Annotated in this window: 11 protein-coding genes and 1 pseudogene; 7 read left to right on the top strand and 5 right to left on the bottom strand. The window is 74.1% G+C overall.

Annotated features, from left to right (window positions below; all coding sequences use genetic code 11):
- Nucleotides 1-4: 4 nt before the first annotated feature.
- On the top strand, nucleotides 5-592 hold the full coding sequence (locus AB0469_RS26985) for a lysophospholipid acyltransferase family protein (RefSeq protein ID WP_366454074.1): 588 nt from the start codon (nucleotides 5-7) through the stop codon (nucleotides 590-592).
- Between the two features lie 74 nt (nucleotides 593-666).
- The gene (gene der, locus AB0469_RS26980; RefSeq protein ID WP_366454032.1) at nucleotides 667-2,130 is read left to right on the top strand and encodes a ribosome biogenesis GTPase Der; all 1,464 of its coding nucleotides are present in this window, start codon (nucleotides 667-669) and stop codon (nucleotides 2,128-2,130) included.
- A 16-nt stretch (nucleotides 2,131-2,146) separates the two neighbouring features.
- Here the strand turns inward: der and AB0469_RS26975 are convergent, their stop codons facing one another.
- Nucleotides 2,147-2,587 carry a hypothetical protein gene (locus tag AB0469_RS26975; RefSeq protein ID WP_366454031.1) on the bottom strand — a complete coding sequence of 147 codons (441 nt, stop codon included), beginning with the start codon at nucleotides 2,585-2,587 and terminating at the stop codon, nucleotides 2,147-2,149.
- Between the two features lie 226 nt (nucleotides 2,588-2,813).
- On the bottom strand, nucleotides 2,814-3,629 hold the full coding sequence (locus AB0469_RS26970) for a hypothetical protein (RefSeq protein ID WP_366454030.1): 816 nt from the start codon (nucleotides 3,627-3,629) through the stop codon (nucleotides 2,814-2,816).
- A 293-nt stretch (nucleotides 3,630-3,922) separates the two neighbouring features.
- Between AB0469_RS26970 and AB0469_RS26965 the strand changes: the two are divergent.
- Both AB0469_RS26965 and AB0469_RS26960 read left to right on the top strand, forming a co-directional pair.
- Nucleotides 3,923-4,501 (top strand): annotated as a pseudogene (locus AB0469_RS26965) (transglycosylase family protein); the annotation flags it as partial.
- Nucleotides 4,502-4,832: 331 nt separating this feature from the next.
- Entirely contained in the window at nucleotides 4,833-5,882 is a 1,050-nt protein-coding gene (locus AB0469_RS26960) for a YafY family protein (RefSeq protein WP_366454029.1), read from the top strand.
- A gap of 133 nt (nucleotides 5,883-6,015) precedes the next feature.
- On the opposite strand, the gene AB0469_RS26955 is transcribed toward AB0469_RS26960, so the two are convergent.
- Entirely contained in the window at nucleotides 6,016-7,068 is a 1,053-nt protein-coding gene (locus tag AB0469_RS26955) for a phosphatase PAP2 family protein (RefSeq protein ID WP_366454028.1), read from the bottom strand.
- Nucleotides 7,069-7,330: 262 nt separating this feature from the next.
- Entirely contained in the window at nucleotides 7,331-8,467 is a 1,137-nt protein-coding gene (locus tag AB0469_RS26950; RefSeq protein WP_366454073.1) for a hypothetical protein, read from the bottom strand.
- A gap of 295 nt (nucleotides 8,468-8,762) precedes the next feature.
- On the opposite strand from AB0469_RS26950, the gene AB0469_RS26945 reads away from it, so the two are divergent.
- Both AB0469_RS26945 and AB0469_RS26940 read left to right on the top strand, forming a co-directional pair.
- Nucleotides 8,763-10,481 carry an MFS transporter gene (locus tag AB0469_RS26945; RefSeq protein ID WP_366454027.1) on the top strand — a complete coding sequence of 573 codons (1,719 nt, stop codon included), beginning with the start codon at nucleotides 8,763-8,765 and terminating at the stop codon, nucleotides 10,479-10,481.
- A 33-nt stretch (nucleotides 10,482-10,514) separates the two neighbouring features.
- Nucleotides 10,515-11,708, top strand: a complete 1,194-nt coding sequence (locus AB0469_RS26940) for an acyl-CoA dehydrogenase family protein (RefSeq protein WP_042811154.1) — start codon at nucleotides 10,515-10,517, stop codon at nucleotides 11,706-11,708.
- Nucleotides 11,709-11,724: 16 nt separating this feature from the next.
- Here AB0469_RS26940 and sepF read toward each other — a convergent pair whose 3' ends face one another.
- Nucleotides 11,725-12,183 (bottom strand): cell division protein SepF, encoded by a 459-nt coding sequence (sepF, locus tag AB0469_RS26935; RefSeq protein ID WP_366454026.1) that lies wholly within the window; start codon nucleotides 12,181-12,183, stop codon nucleotides 11,725-11,727.
- Nucleotides 12,184-12,468: 285 nt separating this feature from the next.
- Between sepF and AB0469_RS26930 the strand changes: the two genes are divergently transcribed.
- Nucleotides 12,469-13,815 (top strand): DUF5685 family protein, encoded by a 1,347-nt coding sequence (locus tag AB0469_RS26930; RefSeq protein WP_366454025.1) that lies wholly within the window; start codon nucleotides 12,469-12,471, stop codon nucleotides 13,813-13,815.
- The last annotated feature ends 75 nt before the right edge of the window (nucleotides 13,816-13,890 follow it).

Genomic DNA, 13,890 nt, shown 5'->3' with positions numbered 1-13,890 from the left:
GCTCATGTACGGGCTCTGGAAGCCGCGCGTGCTGGGTGCCTGGAAGGTACCCGCCACCGGCCCCGTCATCCTGGCCGTGAACCACTCCCACAACCTCGACGGCCCGCTGGTCATGGGCACCGCGCCCCGGCCGCTGCACTTCCTGATCAAGAAGGAGGCGTTCGTCGGGCCCCTCGGTCCCTTCCTGGAGGGGATCGGGCAGGTGAAGGTGGACCGCGCCGGCACCGACCGGACCGCCATCACCCGCGCCCTGGACGTCCTCGGCGAAGGCGGCGCCCTGGGGATATTCCCCGAGGGCACCCGCGGCGACGGGGACTTCGCGTCCCTGCGCGCCGGGCTCGCCTACTTCGCGGTCCGCAGCGGCGCGCCCATAGTGCCGGTCGCCGTCCTGGGCAGCACCGACGCCAAGGGCCGGCTCGTCAAGGGCCTGCCGCCGCTGCGCAGCCGCGTCGACGTCGTCTTCGGCTCCGCCTTCGAGGCCGGGGACGGCACGGGCCGCCGCACCCGGACCGCGCTGGACGCGGCCACCGTACGCATCCAGGACCGGCTGACCGCCCACCTGGCCGACGCCAAGCGCCTCACCGGCCGCTGAGCGAGACTTGAACCAGTAGTGGCGCCCGCCGCGCGGGTACCACCGATCACCACGAACGACGAGGAACGGACTTCATGAACGACCAGCACGACCACGGAGCACTTGGCGACGCCGAGTACGCGGAGTTCATGGAGCTCGCCGCGGAGGAAGGCTTCGACCTCGAAGAGGTCGAAGGCGCGATCGAGGAGGCCGGTCACGGCCCCCTCCCCGTCCTCGCCGTCGTCGGCCGCCCGAACGTGGGCAAGTCGACCCTGGTGAACCGCATCATCGGCCGCCGCGAGGCCGTCGTCGAGGACAAGCCCGGCGTCACCCGCGACCGCGTCACCTACGAGGCCGAGTGGGCCGGCCGCCGCTTCAAGGTCGTCGACACCGGCGGCTGGGAGCAGGACGTCCTCGGCATCGACGCCTCCGTCGCCGCCCAGGCCGAGTACGCCATCGAGACCGCAGACGCGGTCGTCTTCGTCGTGGACGCCAAGGTCGGCGCCACCGACAGCGACGAGGCCGTCGTCAAGCTGCTGCGCCGGGCCGGCAAGCCCGTCGTGCTGTGCGCCAACAAGGTCGACGGCCAGAGCGGCGAGGCCGACGCGGCCTACCTGTGGTCCCTCGGCCTGGGCCAGCCGTACCCGGTCTCCTCGCTGCACGGCCGCGGCACGGGCGACATGCTCGACGCCGTCCTCGACGTCCTGCCGGAGGCGCCCGCGCAGACCTTCGGCGGCGCCCCGATCGGCGGCCCGCGCCGCATCGCCCTGATCGGGCGCCCGAACGTCGGCAAGTCCTCGCTGCTGAACAAGGTCGCCCGCGAGGACCGCGTCGTCGTCAACGAGCTGGCCGGCACCACCCGCGACCCGGTCGACGAGCTGATCGAGCTCGGCGGGGTCACCTGGAAGTTCGTCGACACGGCGGGCATCCGCAAGAAGGTCCACCTCCAGCAGGGCGCCGACTACTACGCCTCGCTGCGTACGGCCGCCGCCGTCGAGAAGGCGGAGGTGGCGGTCATCCTGATCGACACCACCGAGAGCATCAGCGTCCAGGACCAGCGCATCATCACCATGGCCGTCGAGGCCGGCCGCGCGATCGTGATCGCGTACAACAAGTGGGACGAGCTGGACGAGGAGCGCCGCTACTACCTCGAGCGCGAGATCGAGACCGAGATGCAGCAGGTCTCCTGGGCGCCCCGGGTCAACGTCTCCGCGAAGACCGGCCGCCACATGGAGAAGCTGGTCCCGGCGATCGAGACCGCCCTCGCGGGCTGGGAGACGCGCGTCCCCACGGGCCGCCTCAACGCCTTCCTCGGCGAGATCGTCGCCGCGCACCCGCACCCGATCCGCGGCGGCAAGCAGCCCCGCATCCTGTTCGGTACCCAGGCGGGCAGCAAGCCGCCGCGGTTCGTCCTCTTCGCCTCCGGCTTCCTGGAGCACGGCTACCGGCGCTTCATCGAGCGCCGCCTGCGCGAGGAGTTCGGCTTCGAGGGCACCCCGCTGCACATCTCGGTGCGGGTGCGCGAGAAGCGCGGCGCCCAGTACAAGAAGAAGAAGTAGCGGCAGCGCGCCGGGGTCAGTAGCCCCGGCGCGGAGCGGGCGGCAGTGCCGCCGGGATGTGCTGCATCCCGGTGTGGTGCTGCCGCCCGTCGCCGTATCCGGGGCCGGCCGCGGTCCCGGACGCGGTGGCGCCGGCATGGGCGTACAGGGGCTGGGGGACGATCGGCGCCGGCGGGTACGCGGGCTGCCAGGGATCGGCCCGCTGCCATGCGGAACCGTTCCACCCGGCGGTGTACGAGCCGCTGCCGTAGGAGAGGCCGGACGAGCCGGTGTAGGAGCCGCCGTACGGGGAGCCGTAGGAGGACCCGTACGAGAAGGCGGTGAAGCCGAGGTCCTCCTCGCCGGTCCGGTCGCCCGGCAGGGCCCGGAAGGCGCGCAGGTACTCCGAGTACAGGGCGTCGAAGATCGGGGTGTGCGAGGCGGCCGGAGCGTGGTCCCGGTCCAGTGCGGGGCGCATCGGGGGGACGCTGTGCGGGTGGGACGGGGCGCGGGAGGGGTCGTATGCATGCACGTATCAGCCAACGAAACCGCGGCCCTGCGGATGCGGGGTGACGGGGCGTAAAAAACGCAGATCGCCGGGGGTGCGCGGGACGGACCGCGCACCCCCGGCGCATGCCACCCGGCCCCTTTCGCGGGGAGGACGGGCGGCCGTTTCCGGCGGGGAGGAGAAGGAGAGGGCGGGCTCAGGCGCCCGGGGCACCCGCGAGGGGCATGGAGGCCGCGACGAGCTTGCCGTTGCTCGCGGCCTTGTCCAGGGCGTCGCGGAGCAGGTCCTCGCGCGGCTGCTGGCCGATGGAGCCGACCGGGGCGGCGTAGACCAGTACCCGCTGGGTCTTGTTGACCGCGGCCCGCCAGCCGTCGGTGACGGACAGCGCCTGGTGGGCCTGCCACCAGGAGGCCTGGGGGCCGCCGCCCGCGCCGGGCTGGAGCACGGCGTGCAGCTGGCCGCCGGCGAGCAGGACCGACCAGCCCTCCAGGGCGGACGGCACCTGGTTGGTGTCGGTGACGGGGATGAAGCCCTGCTCGATGAGGAGCGGCAGGAAGTCGTCGCCGGGGCCGGTGGTGCCGGGGCGGGCGATCGGCGCGGTCGGCTCGACGACCAGCGCGGGGTGGAGTTCGCCGTTGATCAGGATCAGGCCGCTCGTGATGCCGAGGACGGCCTGGCCGCCGGGGACGCTCTGCGGGACCTCGCCGGCGGGGGCCGCCGGCTCCGGGGCCGGGCTGTCACCGGTGATGCTGCGGACCGCGCCCTGGAGCTCGGCCTCGGAGACCGTGACCACCTGGGAGGGGATGCAGCCGGCGTGGGCGAAGGCGAGGACGGCCGTCTCCTCGCCCACGAACAGCACGGTGCTCGTCGGGTCGGTCTCGGGGTCGCCGGGGGTGCGGCAGGAGGTGCAGTCGTAACTGCCCGGGGCGTCGTCGCCGGTGAGCAGCCTGTCGGCTTCTTCGTCACCGATCTCGGCACGTACCTCAAGACTGACGTCGAGCATGCGCGGCACGGGGGGGCTCCTCATTCGTGCGGAGGCCGGGGGGTTCCCGGCTCGCCGGGATCAACGCCCGAGGCTCGGCCGGGGTCACGCCGTCCGAGGGAACGGAATCGAACCGGCCACCCGAACGAGTGAACCGCTCGGAGGCGGCTTCGTTTTTGTGGCAACTGTTGCTTGGTTGTGCGCAGTTGGTGGCCGGTGCTGGCTGTTTGGGCGGGGTGCGGCGGTCGGCCGTCCGGGTGGGGCGCGGGGGTCCGCCGCGTGGCGGCCCGGTCGGGGGGGCGGGCGCTGCGTAGCGTGGCGCGATGCCCGATGTCCGTCTCCGGCGGGCCGCGTTCGCGGTCTGCGCCGCGCTGGTGCTCGTACTCCCGTGGGGCGCCGGCGCGGTCGCGGCGCCGCCCCCGCCCGCCCCCGGGCCGGCGGGGGCCGTGCGTCCCGGTTCGCCGGGCGTCATCGGGCACGGGCCGGGGGACTGCGGGCCGGGCGGGGAGTGGCCGTGGGACTGCGTCGCCGACTGCGAGAGCAGCGGGCGCTGGTCGGTGAACACGGGCAACGGCTTCTACGGGGGCCTGCAGTTCTGGCAGCCGACGTGGGTGGAGCACGGGGGGCTCGCGTACGCGGCGCGGGCCGACCTGGCGACGCGGGAGCAGCAGATCCGCGTCGCGGAGGACGTGCTCGGGTCGCAGGGGTGGGAGGCGTGGCCGGTGTGCGCGAAGCGGTACGGGCTGGCCGGGCGGATGCACGCGGTGCGGGGCGGGGACACGCTGGAGGGGATCGCGCGGCGGTACCGCGTCGCGGGGGGCTGGCGGGCCCTGTACGAGGCGAACCGCACCGTGATCGGCCCGGACCCGTCCGCCCTCCGCCCCGGCCTCCTCCTCACCCTCCCCCCACCCCCGGCCCCGCCCACGGCCCCCGAGCCCCCGGCCACGACCCTGCCCCCGGCCACTCCGCCTCCGGCGCGTCCCAACCCGGTGACTCCGGTTCCGGCCGCCCCGGCTCCGGCGACTTCGGCCGCCGTACCCCCCCAAGTAGCCGCCCCCGGTTCCCGGGGGCTCCGCCCCTGACCCCGATACCGGGCGCGCCGCGCCCGGTATCGGGGTCAGGGGACCCCGCCCGGCGCCCGGCGGACGGAGTCCGTCGCAGCGGTGCGAAGCCGGGGAGGCCGGCCACGGCCGAGCCCCGCGAGCACCGCACGAAAAAGGGGACACTGGGCCGATGCTCGAGACCTCCGCGCGGCTGCTGCGCCTCCTCTCCCTCCTCCAGGCCCACCGCGAGTGGACCGGCGCCGACCTGGCCGAGCGGCTCGGGGTCACGCCCCGGACCGTCCGGCGGGACGTCGACCGGCTGCGGGAGCTCGGGTACCCCGTCAACGCCAGCCCCGGCACCGGCGGCGGCTACCAGCTCGGCGCGGGCGCCGAGCTGCCGCCGCTGCTGCTCGACGACGACGAGGCCGTCGCCGTCGCCGTCGGGCTGCGCACCGCCGCCGGGAACGGGGTCGAGGGGATCGGGGAGGCATCGGTGCGGGCGCTCGCCAAGCTGGAGCAGGTGCTGCCGGGCCGACTGCGCGGACGGGTCGGCGCGCTCAACGAGTTCACCGTGCCCATGCTCCGCGGGCCCGGCCGCGACACCGTCGACCCCGCCGTGCTCACCGAGCTCGCCGCCGTGTGCCGGGACGGCGAGCGGCTGCGCTTCGGGTACCGGGACCACGGCGGGGCGGTCAGCCGCCGGACGGTCGAGCCGCACCGGCTCGTGTGCACCGAGCGCCGCTGGTACCTCGTCGCCTGGGACCTCGACCGCGAGGACTGGCGGACCTTCCGCGCCGACCGGATCGAGCCCCGCCCGCCGCACGGCCCGCGCTTCGCCCCGCGTCCGGCCCCGGCCGAAGACCTCGCCGCGTACGTGTCCGAGGGGGTCTCGCAGCGCGCGTACGCCGCCCGCGCGGTGGTGCGGCTGAAGGTTCCGGCCGAGGTGGCGGCACGGGTCGTCGGCCCCTCGGACGGGGTGCTGGAGCCGCTCGGCGCGGACGGCTGCCTGCTGCGCACCGGGGCGGTGAACCTCGATGTCCTGGTGATTCACATCATGCTGCTCGGGTGTGAGTTCGAGGTGGTGGAGCCCCCGGAGCTGGGCGATCGGATCCGGGCTCTGCGGGACCTTCTCGGCCGTGCGCTGGAGAGCGCGGGAGAGAACGGGAATTCGCTTCGGGGGGATTTGAATTCCGTCGGGGGAATGGGCGATTCGGTGGTCGCGGCTGTCGACAACCCGTGACACAAGCGTGACCCGGTACGGAGGAACGTCCGGGCGCGTTGCTGACGGGCCGGACATATGAACGGCGGCCCGGTTCGTCGAACCGGGCCGCCGTCGTGGTGCGGGGTGGGTGTGCGTACCGCCCCGCGGGGTGTCAGCTGCCGGTGGCCGGGCGGGCGCTGCGGGCGGCCGCGGTCCGCTCGGTGTGGGCCGGGCGGCGGCTGCCGGCCGGCGTGACCGGGGTGCGCTCGGAGCGGATCAGGTGGGGCCGCGACACCGGGTGGGCGTGCCCGCCGGGCCGCAGCGCGGGGGAGTGCCCGCCGGCGGCCGTCGGGGCGGCGGCGGGCGCCGCCTCGGCCGCGTCGGCCCGCCGGGGCTGCCACTTGCCGCCGGCCGAGAGCAGCGGGGTGAGCGCGGCGGCGACGGGCTCGGAGACCCGGCCGTCCTCCAGCCGGCGGCGCCACTGCTCGCGCAGCTCGAAGACGTACGCCTCGGAGCGGGCGATCAGCGGCTCGAACCAGGGCAGCGCCAGCATGATCAGCAGGCCGGCGGTCCAGCCGAGCAGGACGTCGCTCACCCAGTGGGTGCCGAGGTAGACGGTGGTCGCGCCGACGCTGAGCGAGAGCACGCCGGAGAGGATCGACAGCACCCGCCGGGTGACCGTGGTGGAGGCCAGGTAGGCCAGGATCCCCCAGGTCACGACGGCGTTGGCGGTGTGGCCGGAAGGAAATATATCGCCGCCCGCGAAGAGCTCGGCCGAGCCGATCTGGGTGGCGTAGTGCGGACCGAGCCGGCCGAGGCCGAGCTTCACGGAGCCGACGGTGATGTTCAGGAGCAGCAGGGCCACGCCGAGGGCGATCAGCGGGCGGAGGGTGTGCTGCCGCCAGGAGCGCCAGCCGAGCCAGGCCGCGACCATCACCGCGGTGGGGCCGCGCTGGCCGAGGACGACCAGGTAGTCGAGGAAGGCGTGGATCTGCGGCCACTGCTCGTAGGGCCGGAAGAACATGATCTGCCAGTCCAGGCGGACGAGCCAGGACGTCGTCAGCACGGCCACGACGATCGCCACGTAGAAGGCGAAGGTCGCGGAGAGGAGCACGACGCGGTGCCGGCTCATCTGCGGAGTCTGCAGATGAGCCGGTCGCTCTGGTTCCCGGTCCAGCCGGGCGAACACCGGCTCCAGACGGGTCAGCAATTGATCGGTACGCACTCAATCGACGTTACCGCGCGGCGAAGCACGGCCCGTGCGAATCGCGCGCTTTGTGATGACCATGTGATGTGGAGTGCGTCTCACGCGGGACTTAATTCCCGTTATTTCGCCCCCCGTTGGAACTCCCCGGAAACTGCTCTCGGAGTGCTGCGCGGCCAATTGTCCGCGCGCTTACGGCAGGTTTATCGTTGCAGCTCAATTCCTTTGCGCAATCATGGATTGGAATGTTCCGTTCCGTGATCATGCGCAGGCGGCGCCGGGGTCACGGCGGGCCCGAGCCGTTGAGCCAGAACGCCCCGTAGACCGCCGAGGCCAGGGCGAGCCCCCCGACGACGGCGGCCGCCCGCCCGGGCCGCCACCGGGCCAGCGCCACCGCCGGCGGCAGCACCAACGGGAACGCCGGCAGCAGCAGCCGGGGCTTGGAGCCGAAGTACCCCGAGGCGCACAGCGCCAGCGCCACCACGATCCCGCAGTAGACGAGGAGCGCGGCCGGCTGGCGGCGGCGCACGCACAGCGCGTACAGCCACAGCACCAGCAGCACGCCCGCGATCAGGCCCACCCCGGCGGGGAAGGCGGACGAGGCCAGCCGCGCCCCGATGAACCGGGCGAACGCCCAGCCTCCGTCGAAGCCGTTGCCCCAGCCCGCCTGCACGTCCAGGTAGCCCGTCAGCCCCCCGCCGGTCCGGGCCCCGACCCACAGCGCGTACGCCCCCGCCCCCAGCGGGGCCAGCACCACCCCGGCCGCCATCCGCCACGAGCGCTCCCCGCGCCGCCACGCCAGTGCGGCCGCCACCCACACCGCCGCGACCACCGCCGCCCCGACCGGACGGGTCAGCCCCGCCCCCGCGGCGAGCAGACCTGCCGTGAGCCAGCGCCCGCGCAGCGCCCCGTACAGGGCCCAGGCGGCCAGGGCGGTGAACAGCGACTCGCTGTACGCCATCGACTGGACGATCCCCACCGGCAGCGCCGCCCACAGGGCCACCGCCAGCACCCCGGCGCGCCGCCCGTACAGGAGGTCCGCGACGGCGAAGACCCCCCACGCGGCCGCGAGCCCCGCGACCGCCGAGACCACCAGGCCGGCCGAGCCGTAGGAGAGCCCGGAGGGAGCCGCCACGCACCGCTCCAGCCACGGCAGCAGCGGGAAGAACGCCAGGTTGGAATGGACGGCCCCGCTGGGCAGGACCACCTCGTACCCGTACCCCTGCGCGGCGATGCGGGCGTACCAGAGGGAGTCCCAGCGCGCCGACAGCAGCGTGTGCGGGCTGCTGCCGGCCGCGGCGCACCACACCGCGAGCACGGCCAGCACGAGCAGCCGCACCGCGGCGAAGGCGGCGAGCGCGGGCGCGGCCCGGCGGAGGCCGGGGCCGGGATCCTTGGGGGGAGCGCCGGAGGCGGGCACAGTTGTCACGTGGACGAGTATCGACGGCGCCGCAACCGGGGACGGAACGAGAACCACGGGCCGTGACCGGGCGTGTACGCCGGGGGAGGGGGGAGCGGGACGAGTGGCGCACACCACAGGGGGGCCGCCGCCGGGATGAGAGCTTGACCACGTGTCGGCCACACGAACTCGCGTACGCTGACCCTTCACTCGCGTGTCGATGCCGGACCCCGTAGGACGCCGCACAGGGCACCACCCCGCGGCGCCACACGACGCTGGTCCGCCGAGTGCGAGGGATCACCTGGGAGGTACATGGATGTCGGGGACGAACACGGCCGGCGACAGGAAGCCCTCCCTGAGGCAGCGGATCACGGAGGCCTCCGGCGGCGCCAACCGCTGGGTCGTCCTGGCGGTCCTCTGCGTCAGCCTGGTGCTCGTCGCGCTCGACGCGACGATCCTGCACGTCGCCGTCCCCGCCGTCACCGAGGACCTGCGCCCCGGCTCGCAGGAGCTGCTGTGGATCGTGGACGCCTACCCGCTGGTGTGCGCCTCGCTGCTGATCCTCTTCGGCACCCTCGGCGACCGCGTCGGCCGCCGCCGGATCCTGCTCCTCGGCTACACGCTCTTCGGCGCGGCCTCCGCGATCGCGGCCCTCGCCGACGACGCCCAGGTGCTGATCGGCGCCCGGGCCCTGCTCGGCGTCGGCGGGGCGATGATCATGCCCGCCACGCTGTCGATCCTGCGCCAGGTCTTCCCCGACCGGCGCGAGAGGGCCCTGGCCATCGGCATCTGGACCGCCGTCGCCGCGATCGGCGCGGCGAGCGGACCGGTCCTGGGCGGGTTCCTCATCCAGCACTTCTGGTGGGGCTCCGTCTTCCTCATCAACATCCCGCTCATGGGGCTGATCCTGCCCCTCGGCCGCTGGCTGCTGCCCGAGTCGCGGGGCGCGGCCGACGGTCCCTGGGACGTACTGGGCGCGCTGATGGCCGCCGCCGGCGTGCTCGGCGTGGTCCTGGGCGTCAAGCGGATCGGCGCCGAACGCCAGCTCGCCGACCCCCAGGCCCTGGTCCCGCTGGTCCTCGGCGCGGTGCTGCTGGTCCTCTTCGTGCGCCGCCAGAAGCGGCGCGAGCACCCGCTGATCGACATGCGGATGTTCTCCCGGGCCGCCTTCTCGACCTCCGTCGGCTGCATCGTGCTCGCCATGCTGGCCCTGGTCGGCCTGGAGCTGATCGCGGTCCAGTACCTCCAGCTGGTGCTGCGCCTGAGCCCGCTGGAGACCGGCCTGCGGCTGCTGCCGCTGACCTTCGCCGCGATGGCCGCCGGGGCCACCGGTTCGTACACCCTCCAGCGCGTCGGCCCGCGGACGATGGTCTCGCTGGGCTTCGTACTGACCGCCGGCGCGGTGCTGCTGCTGACGCTGATGGGCCAGCACGACCGGCCCGTGCTGCTGACCGCCGGGTTCGTCCTGCTCGGCTTCGGCCTCCAGACCACCCTGTTCGCGGCGTACGAGTCCATGCTCAGCGAGGCCCCGGTGGATGCCGCGGGCGGAGCCGCCTCCATAGGCGAGACCTCGTACCAGCTCGGCGCGGGCATGGGCATCGCCCTGCTCGGCAGCGTGATGAACGCCGCCTACCGGCCCGGCCTGCTCGGCGTTCCGGGGGTGCCAGCCGAGGATTCGGCGGGCGCCGCGAACTCCCTCGGCGAGGCCTACCAGATCGCCGCCCACCTCGGCGGCGCGGCCGGGCAGTCCCTGGCCGCCGCCGCCCGGCACTCCTTCGTGCACGGGCTGCACGTGACCCTGGTGGTCAGCGCCGGCCTGCTGCTGGCGGGCGCGGTGATGGCGCTGAAGCTGCCGCGCACCATGGACGGCGCCGAGCCGGCCGCCTGCGGCGCGGTCGCGCAGGCTCCGGCCGCGCAGGCCCCGGCCGCCGCCGACGCGGGGGCGGCCGTACGCCTCCCCGCCCAGGCCGCGGGGCCCGCCGCTCCGGTCGGGGGTGGACCCGGGGCGGGGTCGGCGACAAACTTGCACCGCTAGGTTTCGCCCCACGCGCCTGCCGGGAGGCCCCTCTTGTCCGCGTCGTCCGCGCCGAAGACCCCCTTCGTCCCCACCGATCCGCTCGGTCTCGACGAACTGCTCAGCCCCGAGGACCTCGCCGTCCGCGACACCGTCCGCTCCTGGGCCGCCGACCGGGTCCTGCCGCACATCGCCCAGTGGTACGAGGCCGGCGAGCTCCCCGGCATCCGCGAGCTGGCCCGCGAGCTCGGCTCCATCGGTGCCCTCGGCATGTCCCTGACCGGCTACGGGTGCGCGGGCGCGAGCGCCGTCCAGTACGGCCTGGCCTGCCTGGAGCTGGAGGCCGCCGACTCCGGGATCCGCTCGCTGGTCTCCGTCCAGGGCTCCCTCGCCATGTACGCGATCTGGAAGTACGGCTCCGAGGAGCAGAAGCAGCGCTGGCTGCCGGGGATGGCCGCCGGCGAGCTGATCGGCTGCTTCGCGCTGACCGAGCCGGACGTCGGCTCCGACCCGGCCGCGATGCGCACCCATGCCAAGCGGGAGGGCTCCGACTGGATCCTGAACGGCCGCAAGATGTGGATCACCAACGGCTCGGTGGCCTCCGTGGCCGTCGTCTGGGCGCAGACGGACGAGGGGATCCGCGGCTTCGCCGTGCCCACCGACAGCGCGGGCTTCTCCGCCCCGGAGATCAAGCACAAGTGGTCGCTGCGCGCCTCGGTGACGAGCGAGCTGGTGCTCGACGACGTACGGCTGCCCGCGGACGCGGTGCTGCCGGGCGTCACCGGGCTCAAGGGTCCGCTGGGCTGCCTCAGCCACGCGCGGTACGGGATCGTGTGGGGGGCCATGGGCGCGGCGCGCGCCAGTTTCGAGGCCGCGCTCGACTACGCGCGGACGCGCGAGCAGTTCGGCAGGCCCATCGGCGGCTTCCAGCTCACCCAGGCCAAGCTGGCCGACATGGCGCTGGAGCTCCACAAGGGCATCCTGCTCGCCCACCACCTGGGCCGGCGCATGGACGCGGGGACCCTGCGGCCGGAGCAGATCAGCTTCGGCAAGCTCAACAACGTCCGCGAGGCCATCGACATCTGCCGTACCGCGCGGACCGTCCTCGGGGCCAACGGGATCTCCCTGGAGTACCCCGTCATGCGGCACGCCACCAACCTGGAGTCGGTGCTCACCTACGAGGGCACCGTGGAGATGCACCAGCTGGTGCTGGGCAAGGCGCTCACCGGGCTGGACGCTTTCCGCTAGGCCGGCGAGTCCTTGCTCAGCTCTGGTTGAAGAAGTCGCGGGAGCGGCCGCCCGCCTCACCGCTGACGATCTGGGTGTCGGCCGGGGTCAGGAGGAAGACCCTGGTCGCCACCCGCTCGATCGAGCCGCGCAGGCCGAAGGTCAGGCCGGCCGCGAAGTCGACCACGCGCTTGGCGTCGGTCGGGTCCATGGACGACAGGTTCACGATCACCGGGACACCCTCGCGGAAGAGCTCGCCGATGCCGCGCGCGTCCCGGAACCCGTCCGGGGTCACCGTCGCGATCCGCCGGCCCCGCTCGACCGCGGACTCCGAGGCCACCCGCACCCGGGGGTCGGTGACCCACTGGTCGCCGGGTCCGGAGACCGAGCCCTGCCGGCGGTCCACCGCCTCCGCGTAGTCGTCGTCGTAGTACCGCTCGTCGTCGTTGTCCTCCACGAGACCCAACCAGGCGCTCGCCTTGCGTACCGAACCCATGGACGCCTCCTTTCACCGTGGCCAGTCTGTCTTCTGCTCCGTTGCCCCTATGGTCGTCCATGATGCTGACAACGCGCCAAGTGGATAGCCGCCGCGCAGGGGTTTCGTGACGGGACTGGTGCAGAACATCCGTTGCACCGGTGAGGTTCCCGGCCCCTGCCGCTGCTGACTGAGTGAAAATACGACCGCCGCCGCCGTCCGGGTGAGGAGCTCGGGCGTACGGGTGAACGAGTTGGCTGGATACGATGCCCCCGAAACACGCGGATGACACACGGGGGAAGCGGATTGTTCGGCATCGTCAGACCTTGCACGCACCGGCTCGGCGACCGGTTCAAGACGGAGTGGATGGCCCATCTCTGCGGTCTGTGCCTGGCACTTCGCGGTGACCACGGCCAGTTCGCGAGGATCGTCACGAACTACGACGGGCTGCTGGTCTCCGTTCTGACGGAGGCTCAGTCGGGTCCGCTGCCCGGCGCGCGGCGCACCGCCGGACCCTGCCCGCTGCGTGGTATGCGCACGGCCCCCGTCGCCAACGGCGAGGGCGCCCGGCTCGCCGCCGCCGTCTCGCTGGTGCTCGCCTCGGCGAAGGTCCGCGACCACGTGGCGGACCGGGACGGCCTGTTGGCCCGCGCCCCGATCGCCGCCGCCGCGCGCCGGGTGGCCCGGGGCTGGGACCGGGCCGGCGCCCGCACCGGGGCCGCGCTCGGCTTCGACACGGCGGTGCTCGTCGACGCCGTGGACCGCCAGGGCGGCATCGAGACCCTGGCCGGCCCCGGCACTCCCGTCCTGGTGGTCACCGAGCCGACGGAGACCGCGACCGCGGCCGCCTTCGCGCATACCGCGGTCCTGGCCGGACGGCCAGGCAACGCCGCGCCGCTGGCCGAGGCCGGACGCTACTTCGGACGGCTGGCGCACCTGCTGGACGCCGTCGAGGACCAGGCCGCCGACGCCGCCGCGGGCGCCTGGAACCCCCTCACCGCGACCGGGACCTCCCGCGCCGAGGCCCGCCGGCTGTGCGACGACGCGCTGCACGGGATCAAGCTGGCGATGCGCGAGGTGGAGTTCGCGGACGCGGGGCTCGCCCACCGGCTGCTGGTGCACGAGCTGCGCACCTCGGTGGACCGGGCCTTCGGCACGAACTCCTGCGGCCACGGCCACGCCGCCGCGAACTCCGTGGGGCAGGGCTACGGGCAGCCCCCGCAGGGCTACCCCCCGCAGGGCCACGACCCGTACGCCCACGGCGGCCACGGGCAGGGCGGCCCGTACGGCGGCGCGCCGTACGGCCAGAACCCCTACGGCGGCGCGCCCCAGTACGCCCCGGGCGGCCCTGGCACGCCGCCCCCGATGGGCCCCGGCGGCCCCGGCGGCGGCGGGGGCGGGGGCGGCGGCTTCGGCGGGCTGCCCCCGCAGAAGCCGCGCCGGGGGCTGCTGCACGGCTGCGCGGTGGCCATCGGACTGTTCTGCACCTGCCAGATCTGCTGCACCGACTACGAGGGCCCCTGGTCCCGCAAGAAGCGCGACGCCTGGTGCGACGACTGCGACTGCGACTGCTGCAACTGCGACGGCTGTGACTGCTGCAACTGTGACGGCTGCTGCTGCGACGGCTGCGACTGCGACTGCGGCTGCAGCTGACACGGCGTCCGTCCCACGGCGGCCACAGGGATGAGGACGCGTCAGTCCACCGGTTCCACAGGCCCGGACGGCGTA

This window comes from Streptomyces sp. NPDC093801, from assembly GCF_040701585.1.
Classification (GTDB): domain Bacteria; phylum Actinomycetota; class Actinomycetes; order Streptomycetales; family Streptomycetaceae; genus Streptomyces.
The sequence above is the reverse complement of the archived record's forward strand: the minus strand, read 5'-3'. Positions and strand labels throughout refer to the sequence as shown.